Source organism: Arthrobacter sp. CC3 (assembly GCF_039907775.1).
Lineage (GTDB): Bacteria > Actinomycetota > Actinomycetes > Actinomycetales > Micrococcaceae > Arthrobacter.
Window position 1 is genome coordinate 132259 of sequence record NZ_JARCCY010000008.1, and the last position, 24492, is coordinate 156750.

Genomic DNA, 24492 nt, shown 5'->3' on the forward strand with positions numbered 1-24492 from the left:
GGCGTCAGCGGGGCACGGGCACAGTTGCCAGGATGCTCGCGAGAACCCCGTCAACATGCACGCCGTCCATCTGTGCTTCCGGTTGCAGGGCAACACGGTGCCGCAGGCAGGGGAGGGCCAGGGCCTTCACATCATCGGGGGTCACGAACTGCCGCCCGGACAGCCAGGCCCACGCACGGGCGGCACTGAGCAGGGCGGTGGCGCCGCGCGGCGACACCCCGAGCTGGAAGGAAGGGGCAGCACGGGTAGCCCTCGCGATGTCCACGATGTAGGCGGCGACTTCGGGCGCCACCACCACGGCAGCCACTGCCTCGCGCGCCTCCTCCAGCTCTGCCGCACCCGCGACCGCGCGCACCCCGGCGGCGGCCAGGTTCCTGGAGTCGAAGCCGGCCGCGTGCCGGCGGATGACCTCAATTTCATCGGCGCGCCCCGGCAACGGCATGGCAAGTTTCAGCAGGAAGCGGTCCAACTGGGCTTCCGGGAGGGGATAGGTGCCTTCATACTCCACCGGGTTCTGCGTGGCTGCCACGATGAACGGAACGGGAAGCTGCCGGGAGACGCCGTCTGCCGAAACCTGGCGTTCCTCCATGGCCTCCAGCAGGGACGCCTGCGTTTTCGGCGGTGTCCTGTTGATCTCATCGGCGAGCAGGATATTGGTGAACACGGGGCCTTCGCGGAAACTGAACTCCGAAGTCCGGGAGTCAAAAACCAGTGAGCCGGTGATGTCGCCGGGCATGAGGTCGGGCGTGAACTGCACGCGCTTGGTGTCCAGGCTCAGGGCGGCGGAAAGCGTCCGGACGAGCAGGGTCTTGGCCACACCCGGAACGCCCTCCAGCAGGACATGCCCGCGGCACAGCAATGCGATCAGCGTTCCGGTGACGGTGGCGTCCTGGCCGACGACCGCCTTGGCCACCTCGTGCCGCACGTTGAGGAGGGCCTGGCGGACGGGATCGCTGCCGGGTGCTTCCTCCGCCGTTGCCAGGGCCGGACCGCCGGGGCCGCCCTGGGTGAATCCGTTGGTCTGCTCACTCATTGGGCGGTTACCTCTTTCTCTAGTGATTCCAGCTGCTGGGCCCAGTGGACCAGCTCGCTTTCCGAGCGGGGGCGGCCTTCGAGGACGCGGGCGGTCTCCTCGCGGGTTCGCCCAAGGTGCCGTGCGGCGGCGTCGACAATTGCCGATGACTCAGCCTCCGGTCCCAACCGGAGGAGCCGGGAGAGGCGGACCAGCGTACCGGCCCTGAGGTTGTCAGCAGCCCTGTCCACGGCGTGGGCGTCGTGGTACAGCCGGGCGCGGCCCTCGGCAGTCTCCACGGCCTTGACCACCACCGGCAGCGGCTCGAAGACCAGCGGTCCCAGCCGCCGGCCCCGCCAGGCCATGGCCAGCACGGCCACCAGGGCCAGCCAGGGGCCGAGGAAGGCGACCCACGGCGCGGCGAGCTGGTCAAGGGTCTTGGGTGTGTCCTCGGCGACCACATCAGCGAGCCCTGGAAGGTACCAGACCAGGGTGTCCGAGGCCCCCAACGTCCTCAGCGTCAACGCCGCATTGCCGTGTTCATCGAGCCGGCGGTTGCTGAGTACTTGGGTGCTGCCCAGCACCACCAGACTGCCATCGTCACTGGCGGCATACAGTCCGCCCAGGCCCTCGGCAGGCTCATAGCAGGCGAGGTCGGCCTTGTACAGGTACGCGGACTCCGCCGTGACGGCCCCGGCTGCCGCGGGATCGTCGAGCCCGCAGCCGGGATCCAGGATTGCCACTCCGGACGGCACCACTCCGGCAGGACTGATATCGCGGTCAAGAGCGCTGAGCGTGCTGAGCCGGGGAGTGACCACCACCAGCCGGTCCGTCGCCTGCCGCAACTCCTGCAGCTGCACGGGGTCCAGGTAGCCGTTGCGATCGTAGAGGAACAAGGTGGTGCCGGTGCCGTCGCCTGCTTCAAGGGCGCCGGATTCGGCGGCGTCATCCAGTGCGGACATTGTCGCTCCGAAGTTATCGGTCTGGCGAACTTCCACCCCCCGGCTCCGCAGAATCTCGGCCGCAGCCCGTGCCCCGTCGGGAGCTGCGTTGCGTGTGGACAGGGGAAAGCTGTCGCCGCGGGGCGAGAGCTGGGCCATGATCGTCAGCCCCACGCCAAGGGAAAAGACCAGGATGAGCACCGTCCACGTCCGGTGACGGCGGATCCATGCGGCGAGGGGGCGGACCGGGCGAGCGCCGTTGGCGGCGTCTCCGTCGGCCGCTCCTCCGTCGTTTACCGGCCGGTTCGCTGATTCGAGGACGGGCGTCATCGTGGCAGCACCAGCCGGTCTGCGGCAGGCTGTCCGAAGTCGGGCTTTGCTGCGTCCAGGCGCTGATCCAGCGCAACCAGCACGGCATGGTCGCTGGCCGTGGCGTCGGCACTGCCGTACCGGGCAGCGTCGAAGATGCCGGCAGCGTGACGGAGTTCGGCGGCATGGCTGCCGAAGGCCCCGGCCAGCTGGCCGGCCACCTCGTCCGCCGTCCGGCCGGGCAGGGGATCGATGACCGTGCGGTCCTCCGCGGACCGGACCATGGCGCGGAACTGTTCGACGACGGCGGTACGCCACTCGGAGCGCGCCGCGGCTGCCGCAGCGCGCCGCCGGTATTCGGCCGGGCTGACGGAAGGATCGGCGTCCACGTCGTCCCCGGCGGGGCGCCGGCGCCGGGCGTTCAACCGGGGGCGCGCGAGAAGGACAGCGACGGCGATGAGGACCAGGATTGTCACTCCGATGGCCGGTACCGCAACTCCGCTGTCCATGGCAGGGTCGCCGCTGCCGAGGGATCGCAGCCAGTCAGTGAACTGCCTCCAGAGGTCGGTGAGCCAGTCGGGCTGCGCGTCCTGGTAGACGGGTTTGGAGAGCTCTTCGGCGGCCCACCTGCGGGCCTCCTCGCTGCCGGGTTCCACGGGTGGAGCGGGAGGCACAACCTGCGCGCGGTCCAACGTCGACTGCAGGACCACCCAGGCCGCGGACGCCAGTTCGGATGCCGACTCGTATGGGCCTGGCCGGCTCATCCGGCGCCCGGCGGCGGATTGGTTGGGTGCGGCCCGTAGCTCGGAGGAGGGTTGGAGCCGGGCGGGTTGTAGCCCGGCGGCGGGTTGTACGGTGGCTGCGCGTAAGGCGAGTTGTAAGGCGACTGTCCGTAAGGCGGCTGGGGCCAGTTGCCGGTGGGAGGTCGTCCCGCGAAGTTCACTTCCGGGGCCACACCGCGTCCCGGAACGCCGTCGGCCTCGTTGCCCGATTCGAGCTGCCGCTGGAGGGCGAGGTCAAGGCCCTCCTTGCGCATCCGGAGATCAAAATAGAGGAGCCCCATCACGGAAGTCTGGAAAGCGTAGCCGACAGCCCCGATCACTGCGGTGACGATGATCGCAGCGATCCCGAGACCCGCGTCGAGGGCGCGCTGGCCGGCGTCGTCGCCGTGCGGGGCGATAACGGAGGAGAGCCCGCCGGAGGCGAGCCCGAGGGGGAGCAGCACAATCTGGCTGATGATGCCGATCAGGAGGGAAATGACCAACAGGATGCCGAAGATGCGCCACCAGCTGTGACGGGTGAGCTGCCAGGACCTCCGCAGGCCGTCAAGGACGTCCAGCTGCTCGACGACGATCGCCGCCGGCGCCAGGAGGAGCCGGATGGAGAGCCACACCACGATCAGCATGGAACCGAGGAACAGCGGGACGAGGATCAATGCCGACGATCCGCGCATGCCGTCAACCAGGAGCACCACTGCGCCGACCAGCACGACGCCCAGGGTGATGCCCGCCAGGAGCTGCAGCCCGCCATAAGCCAGCAGCGATCCGATTTTGGATCGCGACAGCTTCCACATCTCCTTGAATCCCGTGCGCCAGTTCAGGACAGACCGGGCCACGGGAACGGCCATCACACCCTGCAGCACGATGGAGATGAAGAAGGACAGGAGTCCTAGGACGGCGGCGCCGATGAGGAGGCCAAAGCCCAGTCCGATCATTTCGGGGGGAGCCATGCCGGACACCCACGTCGCGATCGACTGCCCGCGCGATTCGGTCTCCGCTGTAACGACTGCGCTGACAACGGTTGCCAGGGTTTGGGCAAGAAGTGCCGCCCCCAGCATCGCCCCGGCGTTCCGCCTGATGGTCTGAAACGACCCGTCCAGGATTTCGCCGAACAACAGGGGCCGCAGGGGCACGACGCCGGGCTCTGGCGGGGCGACATATCCGGGTTGAACGTATCCCGGCTGACCGTACGGCTGCTGAACGTATCCTGGCTGACCGTACGGCTGCTGAGGAGCCGGCTGCGTTCCGGGATGGGGGGAGCCCCACTGGGGCTGGCCGCCATAGGCGGGCGGCGGTGCGTTCCACTGCGCGGGTGCGTCCCAGGGGAGTGGCTGCACCGGCTGCGGCTTGCCCTCCCCGGGCCACGCGTTCGGATCCTGCTCTGACAACCTGTTCCTCCCCAAAAGACGCTGTCCGCGAGCCGCCCGGCCACAACTTCCGCCCGGCGCTCCGGACCGGCGGTGAACTGCACCGTCCGGCCCGCTCCCAGCCTATAGTTTTGCCTGCATGCCTCATAGCTTCCGGCTGATTCTTCCCGCTGTGGCGGGGACCCGCCGTCGGAAGCGCGCCCCGTGCGGCGGGTCCCCGCGCCATGCCGTGTCGGCCCTCAACGGGACAAAGCCCATTCAATAGGCGAATATATAACTATGAAGGCACGCATTCTGGTAGTGGACGATGACGAAGCGCTGGCCGAGATGATCGGTATTGTCCTGCGCAATGACGGATTTGAGCCCGTCTTTTGCGCGGACGGCGGGCAGGCGCTGGAAGTCTTCCGTTCCTCGAAGCCTGATCTCGTGCTGCTTGACCTGATGCTTCCGGGCATGGACGGGATCGAAGTGTGCCGGCAGATCCGCGCCGAGTCGGATTCGCCCATCGTCATGCTGACCGCCAAGTCGGATACCTCGGACGTGGTCCGCGGCCTGGAATCGGGGGCGGACGATTACGTTCCCAAACCGTTCAAGCCGGCGGAATTGGTGGCCCGTGTCCGCGCCCGGCTCCGCCCCGGCGACCAGAAGGCCCCCGAGACGCTGCGCATCGCCGACATCACCATTGATGTGGCTGGCCACCTGGTGAGCCGGAACGACGAACGCATTTCGCTGACGCCCCTCGAGTTCGATCTGCTTGTTGCCCTTGCCCGTAAACCGTGGCAGGTCTTCACTCGGGAACTGCTGCTGGAGCAGGTCTGGGGATACCGGCACGCGGCAGACACCCGCCTTGTGAACGTCCACGTCCAGCGGCTGAGGTCCAAGATCGAGCGCGACCCCGAAGCCCCCGAAGTAGTTTTGACGGTCCGTGGTGTCGGCTACAAAGCAGGTTCCTGAACCGTCCAGCGGCGACGTCGGCAATGAGCCGGAGATAGCCCGACCGCCAAAAACGGAACACCCCCACGTCCACAGCGCTCCGGAACACACCGACGCCATCGCAGGTGTGCTCTCCGGGTTGCCGTTCCGTGCCCGGATCTGGGTCCGCCGGGCCCGGATCGTGGGTCTCCGGGTCTCGCGGCTCGTCCGGACCGGGCTGATCAGGCTCCTGCCGGGCGTCCGTTTCCTGCTGCGGGCACTGCACAGGCGCTGGCGCCGGTCCTTGCAGTTCCGGACGGTCCTCACCACGCTGCTGCTGTCGATCGGTTCTTTCGCAGTAGTTGGCGCCTACCTGTCGAACCAGATCGCCAACAACCTGTTCCAGGAGCGGTTGACGCAGGCGGAGTCGGAGACGCTCTATAACGTCAAACAGGTCCAGGACACGTTCGACGGCGCCCAGGTCACCGACCAGTCAAGCGTCATTACGCTGGTCTACGACACCTTGAATGCCGTGGAGGGGCGCGGAAACGTGATCCAGCGGCGCTACGTGTTTGAGGCCATGCCCGAGCAGACCAAGCCCCGAAACCGCTGGGTGGAATCGCGGGCCTCGGACCAGCTGACCATCAGCGTGATTCCGCCGGAGCTGCGGAAGGCCGTCCAGGAGTCCGGAAAGGACCAGTTCTGGGCATCCACGGAGTTCCCCGTGGGAACCGAGGACCGGCCGGGCATCGCCGTGGGCAACAAGGTCACCTTCAACGGCACCGTGTACGAGCTGTACCTTATTTACGACCTCAACACTGCACAGAAGACCCTCGACGAAATACAGAACGTCCTCCTGGCCGGCGGCGCGGTACTTGTGCTGATCATCGGTGCCATTGCCTGGTACGTGACGCGCAACGTGGTCAGCCCGGTCAGCCACGCCGCAGTGGTGTCGGAAAAGCTGGCGGCGGGGCAGCTCCAGGAACGAATGGTGGTCAAGGGCGAGGACGAAGTGGCGCGGCTGGGCGCATCGTTCAATCACATGGCCGCCAGCCTGCAGGAACAGATCACACAGCTGGCCACCTTGTCGCAGATGCAGCAGCGCTTCGTCTCGGACGTGTCCCACGAGCTTCGCACGCCGCTGACCACAGTGCGGATGGCCGCCGAGGTTCTGTACGACGCACGGCACGATTTCGACCCCATCAACAAGCGCTCGGCGGAACTGCTATACAACCAGGTGGAACGGTTCCAGTCGCTCCTGGCTGACCTGCTTGAGATTTCACGCTTCGATGCCGGCGTGGCGGTACTCGACGCCGAACCCACCGATATCCTTCAGCTCGTGGCCAATGTCGTGGAGGATGCAGGGCCGGTCGCGGCCGAGTACGGTTCCGAGGTCACCATCAATTCGCGGGAAGAGAGCATCGTCGTGGAGATGGATGACCGGCGCATCGAGCGGATTCTCCGCAACCTGGTGCTGAACGCGCTCGAGCACAGCGAAGGCAAACCGGTCAGCATTTCCGTCGCAGCGAACGAAACCGCCGTGGCGGTGGCCGTCCGCGACCACGGCATCGGCATGACGCAGGCGGAAGCCGCCAGGGTGTTTGACCGTTTCTGGCGTGCGGACCCCGCCCGGGCGCGGACCACGGGCGGCAGCGGGCTGGGCCTGTCCATCGCCGCGGAGGACACCAAACTCCATAACGGGTGGCTCCAGGCCTGGGGCAGCAAGGGGACTGGATCGAACTTCCGGCTGACGCTGCCCCTGCGGCAGGGCGAAGCGATCACCAAATCGCCGCTCCAGCTGGAACCGGCCGACGTCGAATTGCCGGGCGGATCGGGCCAGGGCACCATGCTGCTGTTTGGAACCGTAGCCCTCCCGGAGGAAGCAGGAGCCGACGGCGGTCCTGCCGGGCCGCCCACAGGGCAGGCAGAGCCCCAGCCGGCCGTGCCGTCAGCAGCTGCTCCGGGGTCGAAGCACGGCGAGGGCCGGGAAGAAGCAAAATGACCGGTATCACACGGCGGTTTGGCACGGCGGCCGCGGCCTTGATGACTGTATTGCTCCTGCTGCTCACCTCCTGCGCCCAGATTCCGCGCTCGGGGCCCGTGGGGAAAAGCACCGACGAGAGCGCGGGCAAGCCAAACAATGCGCCCGTCTTCTTCCCCGTTGCACCGCGAGAAGGCGCCGGCCCCGAATCCGTCATTGAAGACTTCTACCTCGCTGGCAGTGGCTACGAGGACGACTACGCCGTGGCGAGGGAATACCTCACTCAAGCAGCCTCTGTTGCGTGGAAACCGGACCAGCGGACCCTGGTCTTCCGCTCAACCAAAGTGGTCCGCACCGGGGTGGAAAACGTCTACAACTACGAACTGGACGTCGCCTACTCCGTTGACGCGGACGGAATTGCCACACAGTTCCCCGAAGGCACCAAGGAGAAAATTCCGGTCACGCTGACGCAGGTGGACGGCCAGTGGCGCATCTCCGCCATTCCCGACGGGATCGCCATCCCGGAGCAGACATTCAAGGTGATTTACGGCGCCTACCCCATCTATTTTTACGATCCCGGCTTCACGTATGCCGTGCCCGACGTCCGATGGTTCAACAAGAAGAAAACGGTCAAGGCGATGACCAGCGCCTTGCTGAGCGGACCTGCCCCGTACCTCAAAGGAGCCGTGGTCAGTGCCTTCCCGTCCGGGATGAAACTGACACGGGAGTCCGTCCCGGTCGTTTCCGGCGCAGCGCAGGTTGATCTGTCAGCCAAGGAACTCGTGGAGGCCTCCAATGAGGATCGGCTGAGGATGCAGACCCAACTGGCCCTTTCCTTCCGCGGCCAGCCGGATGTGGTCAACGTCGAACTGCGCGCGAACCAGGACCTTGTCCGGGTCGAGGACAACGGGTCCGTGCTGCCCCCTGTCCGGGACAAGAACGTGCCGGCCCGCCAGATCGCGGTTAACGACGGCCAACTGGTCCGATACGAAAACAACCGGATCTCGCCGCTCCCGGACATTCAGCCGGTGGGGGCCCTTGGCCCGGCTTCCCCTGCCGAATCGCCGATATCGCAGTCGGCGGCGTTCCTGAACGGCAGCCGGACCACGTTGTACTCCATCGTGCCGGGACAGCCGGCACGGGCGCTGACCACCCGCAGCACCCTCACCCGCCCGTCGTTCGGCCAGCAGGATTGGGTCTGGACGGCCGGACCCGGCGCCAACGGGGCCACGGAGGTGCTTGCCTACCGGCCCACCGGAATTCCGGAGGGCGCCAACATCCCCACCGTCACGCTGGCCCCTGCCTGGCTGGCCGGTCGTACCGTCAAGGAATTCCGGATATCGCGTGAAGGCGTTCGTGCACTCGTGATTTCTGAGCAAAACGGAAAAACGCGGGTGCAGGTGACGGGAATCGTCCGCACGGCAGACGGCACTCCCCGCGACCTCACGGCCCCGACCACCCTCCTGACCGACCGCGATCCGGACCGAGGCGTCTGGGTCAGTGACACCACCGTCGCGGTCATGAAAGCATCGGCAACTGAGAATGTGACGCCCGAACTGCTGTCCTTGGCGGCGTCACAGCCCCAGCAGCTGGCGCCCTGGCCCGGGCTTACGGCCATCAGCGCCGGCAACGGCCCGGAGGAAATTTTCGGCCAGTCCGCCGACGGCATCTTCCAGCGCCTTGGAAACGGCTGGTCGCCCCAGCTGAAGGGGCCCGTGGACCCGTCATTTCCCGGCTAACGCCGTCGGTACCTTTTCCACATAGGCGCCGAATCCACATAGGCGGACAGGCCACTTCCGGCGGAGCCGCCCGCCCTGGAGGCTTGGCGTGTGGAGAGAAGCCCGGACCCGGACCTTGAACCGCCCGCACCCACTGCGGCAAAGCACCGCAGTGACTACTCACAATGGTGGCCGCGGGCCGCGGACCGTGCAGCCATGGCGGGCCGCGAGCTACTGGCGCTGGCAGCGCCGGTTGAATGCGTCTGTTGCGGGACTGAGGACTTTGCGCTGTGCGGACCCTGCGAGCGGGCGGTGCGTATCCTCACGAGGACTCCGTTCCGCGCTGAGGGGCAGGCTCCTGCCCTCATGGATGTGAACGGTTCGGTGATCCTCCCCGTCGTCGCAGCAGGCATTTATCGTGAGGAACTCGCTCAAGCTGTGTTGTCGTTTAAGAAACATGGCCAGGGGCAGCTCGGATCGGTGTTGTCCAAGGCGCTGGGACGGGCCATCAGCGGCGCGGCCGGAACTTTGCAGGGATACTGCCTGATACCCGTTCCCACCACCAACAGCGCATTCAGGAAGCGAGGCTTCAGCCCCGTGCACCTCCTGCTGCGGAATTTGGACCGCCGCGGGAGCCTCGGCGCCGGGAACCTCACCAACGCACTCCGCAAGGGACGTGCCCTTACCGAAGGGGCAGCTTCCAATAATGACCTGCCCGGACGCCTCCGGGCGCTGGTTCCAGCGCACCCGCTGGCCGGAGGTCAAAAGGGACTCGGGCGGGGTGCCCGCGCCAAACGTGTCCGGGGGTCCATGCAGGCACGATTGTCGCCGCTCGCGCCGGACATCCGCGGACGCCCGTGCATCATCGTGGATGATGTCCTCACCACCGGTGCCACCCTGGCGGAAGCAGCGCGTGCCGTCCACCGGGCGGGAGGCGTTGTGATGGGTGCCGTAGTGCTGGCAGCGACACGCCCGCCCGACGCCGCCGACCCACCGGCCGTTCACGGTGCCACAGCAGGGACTGGCGGCTGACATTGAAAAAAATAAATGAAGAAAAGGTGAATAACGGGTACCGATGAACTAACGTCGGTTGTGGGTACCAAGATCAGTTGTACCTGTCGATAGCGGCTCGGAAAGGGGCTCGACTGTCAGTCAGATCGGCCCCGGGAAGTGCCGCCGTCGTGTCACCGAAGTCATTTGGAGGGCACCATGGAGTTCATGATCAGCGGACGGAATTTGACGGTTTCAGACCGCTTCCGCGAATACGCCGACGAGAAGATCTCAAAGATCGCATCGCTGGGAGACAAGGTCCAACGGGTGGACGCGAAGGTCTCCAAGGAGACCAAGGCCCGCCAGACCGCAGACTTGCTCACGGTTGAGCTGACCGTCTTGGGCCGCGGCCCCGTCATTCGTGCAGAGGCAAGCGCCGCCGACAAGTTCGCCGCGTTCGATCTCGCTTACAACAAGCTTCTTGAGCGCCTTCGCCGGGCCAAGGATCGTAAGAAGGTCCACCACGGGCGGCACACACCCAAGGCCGTCCGCGAGGCAACTGCCAGCCTTGAGCCGGCAAGCACCACCGAGCCTCTGTATGTGGAGGCCATCAACCACCAGGAGCCCCAGGCCGCGCCCGTTGAAAAGTCGCCCTACGAGGTCGACAACGACATCCCCGCAGGGGATTCTCCGGTTCTGATCCGCCGCAAGGTGTTCCCCGCGGCGTCCCTCACGCTCGACGATGCCGTCGACAACATGGAGCTCGTGGGCCACGACTTCTACCTCTTCGTGGACAAGGAAACCAAAGCACCGTCCGTGGTGTACCGCCGCGACGGGTGGACCTACGGCGTCATCAGCCTGGACCAGACGTGCGAACCGGGCGAAGCAGCTGTCGAGGAAAAGATCCTCGCCTACCGCTCGGAGGATGAACCTGCGCGCCCTTAAGCCGCGCGTCCGCCTAAGCTGGTGTTGACCAGCCAACGGAAGGACTGACATGGGCGCATCGCTGAGCCTTATCCAGGCGCGGCGGATCGCTTTGGCAGCCCAGGGATTGGACAAAGGACGGCCCGCCGGACCCGTGAGCGCACGGGCGGTGGGCCGTACCTTTGACCGGCTCCACCTGGTCCAGATTGATTCCGTCAACGTTCTGTCCCGCAGCCACTATCTGCCCTTCTTTTCCCGGCTCGGAAATTATGACCGCGGCATTCTGCACCGGATGGCCTCAACGCATCCGCGCAGAATGACGGAGTACTGGGCACACGAAGCGAGCTTCATCCGGCCGGACCATTTTCCGGACCTGCTGCTGTGGCAGAACCGGAAATGGGTCGGCGCATCCGGCATGGATCCCGAACTGCGCACGGACGTCGCTGAGAAAGTCCTCAGCGCGCTGGCCAGCAGTAAACCCCTGACTGCCGCAGAACTCACCGCACGGATCGGGCACGTCGAAGACCGTCGGACGGACAACTGGGGGTGGAACTGGAACGCGGTCAAGCGGGTCCTGGAGCACCTGTTCGAGGAAGGACTTGTCTCGGCCTCCTCCCGGACCGAACAGTTCGAACGCCGCTACACGCTGTCCTCCAAGGTCTACACCGCGTTCGACGGCGGCGGAGCTCAGGACGCGGATCCCGCGGCGGCAATGGACCGGCTCATCGAGGCCGCCGCAAGGGCCCACGGCATCGGCACCGTCCGCTGCTTCGCCGACTATTTCCGCACGCCGCTGAAGGCTGCGGCCACCGCTGTGGAGCACCTGGTCGACGGGGGCACCCTTGAGCCGGTGTCGGTCCGGGGCTGGGACCGGCCGGTGTACCGGCACGTTGACGCCAGGCTGCCCCGCGCAGCTACAGGGCGGGCGCTTCTGAGCCCTTTTGACTCGCTTGTCTTTGAGCGTCGGCGGCTGGAGGAGCTCTTCGGCTTCCACTTCAGGATCGAGATCTACACTCCGGAGGCCAAACGGCGCTTCGGCTACTACGTCCTCCCGTTCCTCCTTCGGGACGGCATCGTCGCTCGGGTGGACCTCAAAGCCGACAGGCCGGCCGGGCTGCTCTTGGCGAGGGCGGCGCATGCCGAACCGGGTGCCCCAGCCGACACCGCCGTCGAACTTGCCGCGGAACTCCACCTCATGGCCGAATGGCTGGGGCTTGACGCTGTGGTTGTCTCGCCGGTCGGCGACCTTGCCGCTTCCCTTGCCGAGGCCGTCGCTGCCCACGAAACCGGACTATCCGCTCTCAGGGAACAGGCGTAACGTGCCGTGCGTGACTCCCGTAGACTGAACACGCCAGAATTCGGCAGCTTGAGACTGGGAGCAACTTCACGTGGCATCACTTATCGAAAAACTTCTCCGTACGGGTGACAAAAAAACCCTGAGGCAATTGAGGAACTATGCCGATTCCATCAATGCCCTGGAGAGCTCTTTCAAGACCTTCACGGACGCCGAACTGCGTGAAGAAACCGACCGGCTCCGTGGACGCCACCAGGACGGCGAGAAGCTCGACGATCTCCTGCCGGAGGCCTTCGCCGCCGTCCGCGAGGCTTCCTCGCGGACTTTGGGAATGCGGCACTTCGACGTTCAGCTGATGGGCGGCGCGGCGCTGCACCTGGGCAACATCGCCGAAATGAAGACCGGTGAAGGAAAGACCCTCGTGGCCACCGCTCCGGCCTACCTCAACGCCCTGGCCGGCAACGGCGTCCACGTCATCACAGTGAACGACTACCTCGCCGAGTACCAGTCCGACCTCATGGGCCGCGTCTACCGTTTCCTCGGCCTGAGCAGCGGCTGCATCCTGTCCAACCAGGACCCGGCCGTGCGCCGCGAGCAATACGCCGCGGACATCACCTACGGCACCAACAACGAATTCGGTTTTGATTACCTGCGCGACAACATGGCCTGGGACAAGTCAGAACTGGTCCAGCGCGGCCACCACTTCGCGATCGTTGACGAAGTGGACTCCATCCTCATCGACGAGGCCCGCACCCCGCTCATCATTTCCGGTCCGGCCCAGGGCGACACGAACCGCTGGTACAGCGAATTCGCCAAGGTGGTCCTGCGGCTCAAGGCCGACACCGACTACGAGGTCGACGAGAAGAAGCGCACCGTGGGTGTGCTCGAAGCCGGAATCGAAAAGGTCGAAGACTACCTCGGCATCCACAACCTCTATGAGTCCGCCAACACGCCGCTGATCGGGTTCCTGAACAACGCCATCAAGGCCAAGGAGCTCTTCAAGCGGGACAAGGACTATGTCATCCTCGACGGCGAAGTCCTGATCGTGGACGAACACACCGGCCGCATCCTGGCCGGCCGCCGTTACAACGAGGGAATGCACCAGGCGATCGAGGCCAAAGAAGGCGTCGAAATCAAGGCGGAGAACCAGACGCTGGCCACTGTCACGCTGCAGAACTACTTCCGCATGTACGACAAGCTTTCAGGCATGACCGGCACCGCCGAGACCGAAGCCGCGGAGTTCATGGGCACCTACAAGCTCGGAGTGGTGGCCATCCCCACCAACCGGGACATGCAGCGCATCGATCAGTCTGACCTGGTCTACAAGAACGAAGCGGTCAAGTTCGACGCCGTCGTCAAGGACATCGCCGAGCGCCACGAAAAGGGCCAGCCCGTCCTCGTGGGAACCACCAGCGTGGAGAAGAGCGAGTACCTCTCAAGGCTGCTGGCCAAGGAAGGCATCCGGCACGAGGTCCTGAACGCGAAGAACCACGCCCGTGAAGCCGCGATTGTCGCGCAGGCCGGCCGTAAGGGAGCCGTGACTGTCGCCACGAACATGGCCGGTCGCGGTACGGACATTATGCTGGGCGGCAACGCCGAATTCACCGCCGTCGCCGAACTGGCCGCCAAGGGCCTGGATCCGGAAGAAAACTCGGAAGAGTACGAGGCAGCCTGGCCTGCTGCGCTCGAAGCGGCCAAGCAGGCAGTCAAGGACGAGCACGAGGAAGTGCTGAACCTCGGTGGACTGTACGTCCTGGGCACGGAACGCCACGAGTCGCGCCGCATCGACAACCAGCTCCGCGGCCGTTCCGGACGTCAGGGCGACCCCGGCGAGTCCCGGTTCTACCTGTCGCTCACCGATGACCTGATGCGTTTGTTCAATTCGGGCGCGGCCGAGCGGCTCATGAACAGTTCTGTGCCGGACGACGTTGCACTGGAATCGAAACTGGTGTCCCGGGCCATTGCGTCCGCGCAGGGCCAGGTTGAAGGCCGCAACGCGGAACAGCGCAAGAACGTCCTGAAGTACGATGACGTCCTCAACCGCCAGCGTGAAGCAATCTACGGTGACCGCCGGCGCATCCTCGAGGGAGATGACCTGCACGAGAAAGTGCAGTACTTCATCGAGGACACCATCACTTCCCTCATCGACGCAGCAACCGCCGAAGGCACCGGCGACGACTGGGACTTCAACCAGCTCTGGACGAACCTGAAGACGCTCTACCCCGTCAGCGTTACATCCCACGACGTCATCGACGAGGCCGGCGGAAAGTCCCGCATCACGGTGGACTTCCTGAAGGAAGAGATTCTTTCCGACGCCCGCCTGGTCTACCAGGCCAGGGAACAGGTCATCGGATCCGAGAGCATGCGCGAACTCGAACGCCGGGTGGTCCTGTCCGTGATCGGCCGGAAGTGGCAGGAACATCTCTACGAGATGGACTACCTGAAGGAAGGCATCGGCCTTCGGGCGATGGCCCAGCGCGATCCCCTGGTGGAGTACCAGCGGGAGGGCTTCATCATGTTCCAGGCCATGATGGAGGCCATCCGTGAGGAAAGCGTCGGATTCCTGTTCAACCTTGAGGTCGAGGTGACTCCTGCGGAAGACGTTGTGGTCGCCGACGGCGCCGGAGAACACACGGAGCACCACGAGCCGCAGATCCGTGCGGCCGGCCTGGAAGCTCCGGAGAAGCCCGCGCAGTTGCAGTACACCGCACCGGGAGAAGACGGCGCCAGCCAGACGCGTGTCGAGGGAAGGACTTCCGGGCGTTCAGGGAACCCGGCCAAGACCGCTGCCCAGGACGGCACCCGGAAGGCCGCTGCGAAAAAGAAGAAGCGCTAGGAATTGACGGCTGCCGGAGCAGCCGCACCTTGAAAACGGATGAGGACCGGAACCACTGTTCCGGTCCTCATCCGTGTTCGCAGGGGGTGGTGGGACAGGGTTGTGTGGCGGCACCTTTGCAAAGAATCGTCAGCCGATCTCCAGCGCGGTGATCCGCCACACCTGGTTGCTGCGCTCCAGCCTTACTGCCACGGCGCGGACCCGTAGTTCATCCACGACGACGGCACTTGCCTCGTAGATCCCCGCTGCGACTTGGCAGGCGCGGACCGTGCGGACGGCCGGATTGCGGTGCAGTCGCCCTGCTGTCGGAGACGGTCCGGCCGCAACCCGTCGGGTCAGTGCGGCGCGGTGCTGCAGTGATGCCAGGCATCGTTGGTCAAGCCTGCGTGAGAGCTGCTGGATGGGACGAGTGCCCGCCAGCACCTCGATGGCGGCCTGTACCGTCCCGCGGGCAATGGCACAGATTTCCCTGTTCTCATCCACCAGCTGGAGGGCGCGGCGGCCCTCGGTGGCTTGAACCGGGCCGCTGGCTGCCGGGCGTTCCGCCTGCGGCAGGGCGGGGACCAGATGCAATGCGCTCATGACGTTTTCCTCTGATTGATGGCGGATATCTAAAGGTTCAGGGTTGCTGCGGATTTAGGACGTGGACGGAGGCCGGAGTACCTGTCCCGGAAGAAGGAAATCGGGGTTGTCACCCAGAACGGCCCTGTTGGCCTCGTACCAGCGCGGCCACTCCAGGGCGATGTCGCGATCAGAAGCGGAGCCGCCCAGCTGGTTGGCCGCAATGGTCCATAACGAGTCACCGGCCACCACCGTCACGTATCCGTCCTCGTCAACCGGGTGTTGGCGGGCCGACCGCACAGGATGTGCCGTCATTGGACCCGGGCCGACGACAGGAGCACTCGGTTTCCACCGTGGATCCGTGCCGCCGGGACCTGGGTGAAGTGCTGACGCCGCCTGTTCGGTGGGCATCCACACTGCTGCAGTGGCCTGTGGGGAGGTTGGACTCCACCGAGGGTCGGCACTCACCGTGCCGGCATGGGCAAGCGGGGCTCCCAGCAGCTGAAGTCCCACTGCGGCGAGGGCGAGGCGGCGCATGAAGGCAGGACTGTATTTTCCGGTGATCTCCGCGGCCCGGCGGCTTCCGGCCCGTTCCAGGCCGGCGGATGTTAGGGCAATCACCAGCGACAAGATCCACCAGGCGACAATGATGAGTCCCGTTGTGGCGACGACGAATCCGAGCAGGTCTTCGAAAGCCAGTGATTGCTCCCTTGCAGATGATCGCTGCCATCGCTCCGTCAGCGAGGCGCCTGTTGCCGCCAGAAAGAGACCGAGAAGCAGGATCGCCACTGCCAGCATTGCGTCCGAGCGGAGCAGCCTGCCGCGGGAAACTTCCATAATCCCTCTCCTCAAGTCATTTGATGGTGTTTGATGCTGTTTGATCTATTTGAATCCAGTTTGAACTTACTTTCCGACTTTTGTCCAGTGATTTGTTTTTTCGTCGCATTGGCCGGCCGCGAATTGACCGCGGCACGGTGCGCGCCTAGATTGGCGGCATGCGTTGGGACGCCTTGTTTGAGGACTTGGAGGCACAGCTGGCCTCAGTTGGCCGGCTGGAGCTCGAATCGGAAATCGCCGAACGGTCGCGGGCGGATGTCGCAGGCGTGGGGCTGGCCGACAGGTTGCGCGGTTCGTTGGGGCTTAGGGTGGCGGTTCACCTGGGATCGGGGGCCGTGTTCGAGGGCGTCTTGAGTCACGTGGGCGGAGAGAGCCTGGTGCTCAACGATCCTCCCCACCAGGTGCTGGTCCCCTTTGCTGCAGTTTCCCGGTACCACGGCCTGGGGAGGTTGGCGATGGCGGAGCCGTCATCCGTCCGGCGAAAGCTGGGGCTGGCCAGTGCCCTTCGCGGGCTGGCGCGAGACAGGGCAGATCTGACGGTAGTCCTCATCGGCGGCGCGCAGGGCGCGGCGGGACTGAATGGCGTTATCGACCGCGTGGGGCGGGACTATTTCGATCTGGCCATGACCAGGCCCGGAGAAGTCCGCCGAGCCGCCAACGTCAGCCAGATTGCCTCGGTACCCTTTTCCTCGCTGGGTGCACTACGTTCGGTACGCGGAGCGGATCTGTGAGCGCACTCCTGCGCTGCGGTGCGGTGTGTACACCCGCGCACGGTCGCGGCCCCGCCCGGCATCCCAGCTCAGACAGACTTGGACTTGGCTTCCTGGATCATGCGCTCGGCTTCCGCGTACCGCTCTTCGATGTACTGTTCCAGCATCTTTTCTTCCACGCGCCACTGTCCGCGGCCGCCCACCTGGATGGCTTTGAGTTCGCCGCTGCGCACCAGCGCATAGGCCGCCGGGGAGTTGATCTGCAGCTGTTCGGCTACGTCTGCGAGGGTGAGGAATCGGGGCATGCTTTTATTTTGCCACCATTGGCGTCGGGTGGTGCTGTTATCCACAGTTTGACGTTGTTTGTTCTTTTGACTTCTGATCAGGCCCGTTTGCCGTAACAATGAGGTAGTCCGGCGCATCAACCAGTCCGTCGGCACCGATGGGGGGAGCGGGTACGTGAGTTCAGGTACGACGGCCACTGCAGTCAGGCTCAAAAAGCCGTCTTGGAAAGATCCGCGGCTCCTTCTCGGGTTCCTGCTGGTCCTGGCCTCCGTGGCCGGTGTTGTATCGCTGGTCGGGGCCGCCGATCAGACCACCGAGGTGTTTGCGGCAAAGGGCCAGATCGCCGTGGGTGAAAAACTCACTGCCGAAAACGTCAACCGAGTGAAGGTCAGGCTCGGCGACGTGGAATCCCACTATGTCACCGCAGAGGCGGGACTTCCCGAGGGCATGGTCGCTGTACAGCGGATCGGTCCGGACCAGTTGGTCCCTCGGGGAAGCCTTGGCAAGCCCGATGTGCTGAACCGTAAGCCGGTCGCAATTACTGTCGACGAAGCCCTGCCGGAACAGGCCGCGGCTGGATCACGGGTTGACGTCTGGGTGGCCCTGCCTGATGCCCGCAACGGCTTCAGCGAGCCGAAGTTGCTGCTTCCAGGGGCCGAGATCGCTGAAGTCACCCCGGGTTCGACCACACTGGGATCGTCACGCTCCACGGTGGTCATGGTCCTTGTCACTGACGAGCAGATGCCAAGGCTGCTGGGTGCCCAAGCGAACAAGGCGAGGATTTCGGTGGTCTGGAACCCGGGCGGAACGTCATGAGTATTCCGGTCGTCACGGTGGGCCAGTCCCGGGAGGACCTGGTCGGCGGCCTTGAACGCCTCCATGGACCGGTCACCGTCGTGAGGAGATGCTCGGAGCTGACAGAGCTGCTGGCTGCTTGCCAGAGCGGCCTCGCCCGGGCGGCCGTTGTCGCGGAGGGCAGTGACGAACTGACGGCCTCGCTCGTTGACCGGCTCACCGCTGTGGGCGTCGTCGTCATCGCATTGACGGACAGCGCAGAAGAAACGGCGAGGCTGGCAGCGATCGGTGTCACGGCAGCGCCGGCGGGGGTTGACTCGGCAGCACTTGCGGGCAGGATCTCGGGCGCGGTTGCCCGGTGGGCCAGTCCCACGCCGTTTCAGGGGCGGGACAGTGGATTCGCGGACACGGGTGCCGCCATCCGGACCGTGCCGGAGGAGATCGATCCCGTCCCGGAAGAACCGTCCGGCAGTGGACAGGTCATCACTGTCTGGGGTCCCACGGGTTCCCCCGGCCGGACTCTGCTGGCCGTCAATGTGGCCGGTGAACTGGCCGCTGCAGGCAATTCGGTTCTTCTGATTGACGCCGACAGCTATGGCGCCAGCGTCGCGGGCATGCTGGGGCTGCTGGATGAATCCGCAGGTCTCGCCCAGGCATGCCGGCTGGCCGACCTCGGACAACTGGATGCCGGCGCGCTCCTGAAAATTGCCACACCCGTCGTCCTCAAGTCCGGGACGCTCCGGATCCTGACAGGCATCACACGTGCGGATCGCTGGACGGAATTGCGCGCAGCAGCCCTGGGTGTTGTGTTTGAGAAGGCCAGGGAGGTGGCGGACTTCGTCGTTGTGGATGCCGGCTTCTGCCTCGAAGCGGACGAGGAACTCAGCTTTGACACCATGGCTCCACGCAGGAATGCCGCCACGCTTCGGAGCCTCGAGCTTGCAGACACCGTCTATGCCGTGGGATCGGCCGACTCCATCGGCGTGCCGCGACTCGTCCGCGGCCTTTCTGAACTCGAGGCAGCGGTTCCGCAGGCTTCACCGAAGGTGGTCCTGAACAAGGTTCGGGCCGCGGCCGCCGGACGCTTCCCCGAGCGCCAGCTGCGCGAGGCATGGGAAAGATACGGGCCGTCAGAAGGGATCTTCGCATTCCTCCCGGCAGACAGTGCAGCAAGTGATGCCGCGCTCCTCGCCGGGAGTCTGCTGCTGGAGGCCGCACCCGAGTCCGGGCTACGCCGCGCCATTTCCGCATTGGTTTGTGCACCTGCCCAGCAAAAACGCCGATCCTCTGTCTTTTCTTCCACAGCGAAGCGGCATCTAAAGGGCTAGGCTCGCCATAAGGGCTGCAATGAGGCAGCCATGAACTTGTGATGGAGGCGTTTGTCGATGTCGTCTGGCTCCAATGTGGAGGATCAGTCCGTTTTGCTCGGAGCCCGTGAAGGGTACTTCGGAGACTATTACGAGCACCTTGCGGAGGAGGATTCCCGGGCGTATTCGCCTGACGTCCTGGCTGCCCGCGCCGAGACCCACCGCGAAGTTGCCGCTGTCCGCGTCCCGGGCACGGCCAGCATCAGGATCGTGGACGAGTCGGACTGCAGCGTCGTGTACATCGTCACGGACGACATGCCGTTTCTGGTGGACTCCGTCAACGCCGAACTCGTCCGCCAGAATTCGGCAATCCACCTTGTCCTTCACCCGCTGTTCGTCGTCACGCGCAACCGCGCCACCTCCCGGCTGACGAAGGTGGACCGGGTGCCATCCAGCATCGGCATCTCCAGCGGCGACACTGCCGCGATGCCGAGCCTGTCACACCTGATTGCCCAGGGTGACAACGCCTCGCACATGGAGTCCTGGATCGCCGTCGAAATCGGCCTTGCCAGCGAGGAAGCCAGGGGGCGGCTCGTCGAAGGCATTGAACGCGTGCTCGGCGATGTGCGGGCGGCCGTCGAAGACTGGCCCAAGATGCGCAACAAGGCCCTCCAGATCGCCCAGGACCTGGACAACGTGGCCAATGCCTCCCAGATCGAGGAACTTCGCCAGGCCCAGGACCTCCTCCGGTGGCTCGATGACGGAAACTTCACCTTCCTGGGCTACCGGGAATATGACCTGGTCAACGAGTCCGGCGAAGACGTCCTGGAACTGCGGGAGGAAAGCGGACTCGGGCTGCTGCGCAGCGGCGCGGACGGGCACCACGTCCAGCACCTCACTGTCGCCGGCCGGCGGAAGGCGCGGGAAAAGCGCGCTCTGGTGATCACCAAGGCCAACTCCCGCTCCACCGTGCACCGCCCGGCCTACCTCGACTACATTGGCGTGAAGAGCTTCGACGCCGCCGGCAACGTCAACGGCGAGCAGCGGTTCATCGGCCTCTTCGCGACCAGCGCCTACGCGGGCTCGGTCCGGAACATTCCGATCGTTCGCGAAAAGGTCGAAGCCGTCCTGCGCAGCGCCGGGTTCCCGCCGCACTCCCATTCGGGCAAGGACCTGCTGGGTATCCTTGAAACGTACCCCCGCGATGAACTGTTCCAGATCGAGGTTTCCGACCTCGCCGCGACGGCAACAGGCATTCAACGCCTGCAGGAGAGGCGGCGCACACGCTTGTTCCTGAGGCCCGACATCTACGGCCGGTTCATGTCCGCACTCGTCTACCTTCCCCGCGACCGCTACACCACCAACGTGCGCCTCCGCATCGAGCAGGAGCTCCGCGAGACTTTTCACGCCGTCTCCATCGACTACGAAGCCAGGATGACCGAATCCGCGCTGGCCAGGCTCTTCTTCCGGATCCGGCTTCCGAAGGACGCCGACGTCAGCGACGTCAATGTCGAGGAACTTGAAAAGAGGCTTGTCCGGGCGGCGCGTTCATGGAGCGAGGGCATCACGGAAGTGCTGCGTGCCAGCGGCGCCAACGGCGACAACAAGGCGATTGCCTCTGCCTGGGCCGAGGCCTTCCCGGCCAGCTACCGGGTGGACTACGAGGTTGAAGATGCGCTGACGGACATTGCGCGCTTTGAGAAGTACGGCTCCGCCGCCGAACCGACCGAAAAGGGACGGCTCGAAAAGCCCGGCGTGCACGTGTACCTGCCCGAGGGCGCAGGGGCAACACTCGAAGAGGACGCCCGCGTCAAGCTCTACATGCTGGAGCCGAAGAGCCTCAGCCAGATCCTGCCGTTCTTTCACAACCTGGGGCTCGAAGTCCTCGACGAGAGGCCCTTCGAAATCGAGACGGCCGACAAACGGGACTTCTTCCTGTACGACCTGGGCCTGAAGTACCCCTCCGGTGTTGCTCCCCTCGCGACGGGCCAGCTGTTGGCGGAGGCTTTCGGCGCCGCCGTTTCGGGCGACGTCGAGTCGGACAGCTTCGACCGCCTGGTCCTGCGCGAGCGCATGCCGTGGCGCCAGATTGTGGTTCTCCGCGCGTATGCGAAGTACATGCGCCAGATGGGCAACACAAATTCGTTCGGATTCATCGCTGACACGCTCCTGGCAAATCCCGACGTGACACGTTCGCTCGTGGCCCTCTTCGCGGCACGCTTTGACCCCGCACTCGAGGACGACGTCCGGGCGGAGCGCCAAGCCACCGTCCGCGCGCAGCTGGCGGCTGCCATTGAACAGGTTGCCACCCTGGACGCCGACCGCGTGCTCCGGACTTTCGCGAACCTCATCGAGGCCACGCTCCGGACGAACTTCTATCAGCAGAAGCCGTACCTGAGCTTCAAGCTGAATCCTGCCGCCATCGACGGGCTGGCATTCCCGCGACCCATGTTTGAAATCTGGGTGTACTCGCCCAGGGTGGAGGGCGTGCACCTCCGCTTCGGCAAGGTGGCCCGCGGCGGGCTGCGCTGGTCCGACCGGCGTGAGGACTTCCGGACCGAAATCCTGGGCCTTGTTAAGGCGCAGACTGTCAAAAACGCCGTCATTGTGCCCACCGGCGCCAAAGGCGGATTCTTCGCCAAGCAGCTCCCGGATCCTGCCGCTGACAGGACCGCATGGATGGCGGAGGGCGTGGAAAGCTACAAGACATTCATCCGGGGCCTGCTGGACCTGACGGACAACCTGATCACCACGCCGGACGGTGAAGCTGTAGTTCCGCCGGCCGACGTCGTCCGCTACGACGACAACGACAATTACCTGGTTGTCGCAGCAGACAAGGGAACCGCAACCTTTTCGGACATCGCCAACGGGCTCTCGGCGGAATACGGCTTCTGGCTCGGGGATGCCTTTGCTTCAGGCGGGTCCGTGGGCTACGACCACAAAGCCATGGGGATCACTGCCCGGGGCGCGTGGGAATCGGTCAAGCGCCACTTCAGCGAACTCGACCTTGACACGCAGTCGGAGCCGTTCACCGTGGTGGGCGTCGGGGACATGTCCGGGGACGTCTTTGGCAACGGCATGCTGCTGTCGAAACACATCCGGCTGCTGGCCGCGTTCGACCACCGCCACATCTTCCTGGATCCGAATCCCGACGAGTCGGCGTCCTACGAAGAGCGGCTGAGGCTGTTCAACCTGCCGCGGTCCTCCTGGGATGACTACGACAAGGCCCTGATCAGCGAAGGCGGCGGCGTGTACGGACGGCAGGCCAAGTCCATTCCTGTCTCCGACCAGGTGCGGACGGCCCTGGGACTCCCGGACGGCACATCCGAGCTGAGCCCGCCTGAGCTCCTTCGCGCGATTCTCCTGGCGCCTGCCGATCTGCTGTACAACGGCGGCATCGGAACCTACGTCAAGGCAAGCACCGAAACGCATGCCGAGGTGGGGGACAAGGCCAACGACGCCATCCGCGTTGACGGGCGTGACCTCCGCGTCAAGGTGGTCGGCGAAGGCGGAAACCTGGGCATGACCCAGCGCGGACGCATTGAGGCAGCACTTCAGGGTGTCATCCTGAACACGGACGCCATCGACAACTCGGCCGGAGTCGACTGCTCGGACCACGAGGTCAACATCAAGATCTTCGTCGACCGGATGGTCGCCGCGGGCAAGCTCGAGTCCGCCGAGCGGGCCGATTTCCTGGCGTCCATGACGGATGAAGTCGGACGGCTCGTCCTGGAAGACAACATTGACCAGAACATCCTGCTCCTCAATGACCGTATCCGGGTGGCGGAGTGGAGCCCCAGCTACGAACGGCTGATGGACTGGCTGGAGAAGTCCGCCGACCTCAAGCGCGAGCTCGAAGCGCTGCCCACAACCGCGACCCTCCGGGAACGCCTGGCCCAGGGGCAGGGGCTGACGTCGCCGGAACTCTCGGTGCTGGCGGCCTATGCCAAGATCGAACTTGCAACGGCTCTGCGTGAGAGCGATCTCGCCGACGATCCGTGGTTCAGGCAGACGCTGCGCTCCTATTTCCCGAAGCAGCTGAGGGAGAGGTTCGACGTCGAGCTCGACAGCCATCCGCTGCGGCGCGAGATCATCGCCACGGTGGTGGCCAACGACATGATCAACCTTGGCGGCATCACGTTTGCCTTCCGCACCATCGAAGAGACATCAGCCAACGAAGCCGCGGTGGCCAAGGCGTTTGTGGCCCTCCGCGAAATCTACGAGCTGGACATCATGGTCGGCGAGCTCAACGAACTGCCGGCCTCCTTCCCCACCGAGCACTGGAGCACCGTCCACCTGGACATCCGCCGGCTCCTGGACCGGGCTGTCCGCTGGGTGATCGGCCAGGGCAACGCTTCCCGGCCGATCTCCGAAATCGTGGCTGAGTTCAAGCCGCTGATGGATCCGATGCGGGCACGGCTCCTCGATTACCTGCGGGGCGAGGACCGCGCCCGGGTGGCTGCATGGCTGGAAAAGGCCCGAAGCTGGGAGCTTCCGGAGGATCTCGCCCATCGCTGGGCCGAACTGTTCGAAAGCTTCGTACTGCTCGACATTGCCAAGATCGCCCACATCAATGCGGAGCCGGTGGAAGACATCGCTCACGTGTATTACACGGTGTTCGACCGCTTCCACGTCGATTCCCTCCTGGAACGCATCACCAAACTCCCGCGCCGCGACCGCTGGCAGGCGCTGGCCCGCGCCGCCTTGCGTGATGACCTCTACTCCACCATTTCGGACATTACGACGTCGGTGCTTGAGTCGACGTCGCCCGGAACCCCCGCGGCGGAGCGGGTACTGGAGTGGGAGGGCCTGAATGCCGAACAGCTCGGCCGTGCCAGGAGCATGTTTGAGGAGGTCAACTCGCTCGAAGCGGACGATATGGCGTCACTGTCGGTAGCATTGAGGCTCTTGAGGTCAATCGTCCGGCGCTAGGG

The 24492-nt window shown here is 65.1% G+C and carries 18 protein-coding genes; 11 read left to right on the forward strand and 7 right to left on the reverse strand.

Going from position 1 to position 24492, the window contains the following annotated elements:
* Positions 1–4: 4 nt before the first annotated feature.
* From PV761_RS06950 to PV761_RS06965, 4 genes are read right to left on the reverse strand one after another with little or no spacing between them, the layout of a single operon-like run.
* The gene (locus PV761_RS06950; protein WP_347895427.1) at positions 5–1033 is read right to left on the reverse strand and encodes a MoxR family ATPase; all 1029 of its coding nucleotides are present in this window, start codon (positions 1031–1033) and stop codon (positions 5–7) included.
* The gene (locus PV761_RS06955; protein ID WP_347895429.1) at positions 1030–2283 is read right to left on the reverse strand and encodes a DUF4350 domain-containing protein; all 1254 of its coding nucleotides are present in this window, start codon (positions 2281–2283) and stop codon (positions 1030–1032) included. Before PV761_RS06955 ends, PV761_RS06950 begins: the two co-directional genes overlap by 4 nt.
* Positions 2280–3026, reverse strand: coding sequence for a DUF4129 domain-containing protein (locus PV761_RS06960; protein ID WP_347895431.1), 747 nt, complete (start codon positions 3024–3026; stop codon positions 2280–2282). The genes PV761_RS06955 and PV761_RS06960 overlap by 4 nt, the downstream gene beginning before the upstream one ends.
* Entirely contained in the window at positions 3023–4174 is a 1152-nt protein-coding gene (locus PV761_RS06965) for a glycerophosphoryl diester phosphodiesterase membrane domain-containing protein (protein ID WP_347895433.1), read from the reverse strand. Before PV761_RS06965 ends, PV761_RS06960 begins: the two co-directional genes overlap by 4 nt.
* Positions 4175–4687: 513 nt before the next feature.
* On the opposite strand from PV761_RS06965, the gene mtrA reads away from it, so the two are divergent.
* The 7 genes from mtrA (at position 4688) to secA (ending at position 15063) form a co-directional block, all read left to right on the forward strand.
* Positions 4688–5362 (forward strand): MtrAB system response regulator MtrA, encoded by a 675-nt coding sequence (gene mtrA, locus PV761_RS06970; protein WP_011692552.1) that lies wholly within the window; start codon positions 4688–4690, stop codon positions 5360–5362.
* Positions 5363–5459: 97 nt separating this feature from the next.
* Positions 5460–7322 (forward strand): MtrAB system histidine kinase MtrB, encoded by a 1863-nt coding sequence (mtrB, locus tag PV761_RS06975; protein WP_347895480.1) that lies wholly within the window; start codon positions 5460–5462, stop codon positions 7320–7322.
* Entirely contained in the window at positions 7319–9040 is a 1722-nt protein-coding gene (locus tag PV761_RS06980; protein WP_347895436.1) for an LpqB family beta-propeller domain-containing protein, read from the forward strand. The genes mtrB and PV761_RS06980 overlap by 4 nt, the downstream gene beginning before the upstream one ends.
* A 345-nt stretch (positions 9041–9385) precedes the next feature.
* Positions 9386–10051: a phosphoribosyltransferase family protein gene (locus tag PV761_RS06985; protein ID WP_347895438.1), complete on the forward strand. Its 666-nt coding sequence runs from the start codon at positions 9386–9388 to the stop codon at positions 10049–10051.
* A gap of 177 nt (positions 10052–10228) precedes the next feature.
* On the forward strand, positions 10229–10954 hold the full coding sequence (raiA, locus tag PV761_RS06990; RefSeq protein WP_028270189.1) for a ribosome-associated translation inhibitor RaiA: 726 nt from the start codon (positions 10229–10231) through the stop codon (positions 10952–10954).
* A 49-nt stretch (positions 10955–11003) separates the two neighbouring features.
* A complete protein-coding gene (locus PV761_RS06995) occupies positions 11004–12251 on the forward strand; it encodes a crosslink repair DNA glycosylase YcaQ family protein (RefSeq protein ID WP_347895440.1) in 1248 nt (415 codons plus the stop codon).
* A 70-nt stretch (positions 12252–12321) separates the two neighbouring features.
* The gene (secA, locus tag PV761_RS07000; protein WP_347895442.1) at positions 12322–15063 is read left to right on the forward strand and encodes a preprotein translocase subunit SecA; all 2742 of its coding nucleotides are present in this window, start codon (positions 12322–12324) and stop codon (positions 15061–15063) included.
* Positions 15064–15192: 129 nt separating this feature from the next.
* Here secA and PV761_RS07005 read toward each other — a convergent pair whose 3' ends face one another.
* Entirely contained in the window at positions 15193–15645 is a 453-nt protein-coding gene (locus PV761_RS07005; RefSeq protein WP_347895444.1) for an Rv3235 family protein, read from the reverse strand.
* Positions 15646–15699: 54 nt separating this feature from the next.
* Positions 15700–16461 carry a hypothetical protein gene (locus PV761_RS07010; RefSeq protein ID WP_347895446.1) on the reverse strand — a complete coding sequence of 254 codons (762 nt, stop codon included), beginning with the start codon at positions 16459–16461 and terminating at the stop codon, positions 15700–15702.
* Positions 16462–16619: 158 nt separating this feature from the next.
* On the opposite strand from PV761_RS07010, the gene PV761_RS07015 reads away from it, so the two are divergent.
* Complete coding sequence (locus PV761_RS07015) at positions 16620–17192, forward strand: hypothetical protein (protein WP_347895448.1); 573 nt, start codon at positions 16620–16622, stop codon at positions 17190–17192.
* A gap of 68 nt (positions 17193–17260) precedes the next feature.
* Here PV761_RS07015 and PV761_RS07020 read toward each other — a convergent pair whose 3' ends face one another.
* Positions 17261–17476, reverse strand: coding sequence for a helix-turn-helix domain-containing protein (locus tag PV761_RS07020; RefSeq protein ID WP_028270184.1), 216 nt, complete (start codon positions 17474–17476; stop codon positions 17261–17263).
* 154 nt (positions 17477–17630) lie between these two features.
* Between PV761_RS07020 and PV761_RS07025 the strand changes: the two genes are divergently transcribed.
* Genes PV761_RS07025 through PV761_RS07035 form a run of 3 tightly spaced genes read left to right on the forward strand, consistent with a single transcriptional unit; the run spans position 17631 to position 24490 of the window.
* A complete protein-coding gene (locus tag PV761_RS07025; protein ID WP_347895451.1) occupies positions 17631–18272 on the forward strand; it encodes a hypothetical protein in 642 nt (213 codons plus the stop codon).
* Complete coding sequence (locus tag PV761_RS07030; RefSeq protein ID WP_347895453.1) at positions 18269–19579, forward strand: chromosome partitioning protein; 1311 nt, start codon at positions 18269–18271, stop codon at positions 19577–19579. Before PV761_RS07025 ends, PV761_RS07030 begins: the two co-directional genes overlap by 4 nt.
* Before the next feature lie 57 nt (positions 19580–19636).
* On the forward strand, positions 19637–24490 hold the full coding sequence (locus PV761_RS07035) for an NAD-glutamate dehydrogenase (protein ID WP_347895455.1): 4854 nt from the start codon (positions 19637–19639) through the stop codon (positions 24488–24490).
* The last annotated feature ends 2 nt before the right edge of the window (positions 24491–24492 follow it).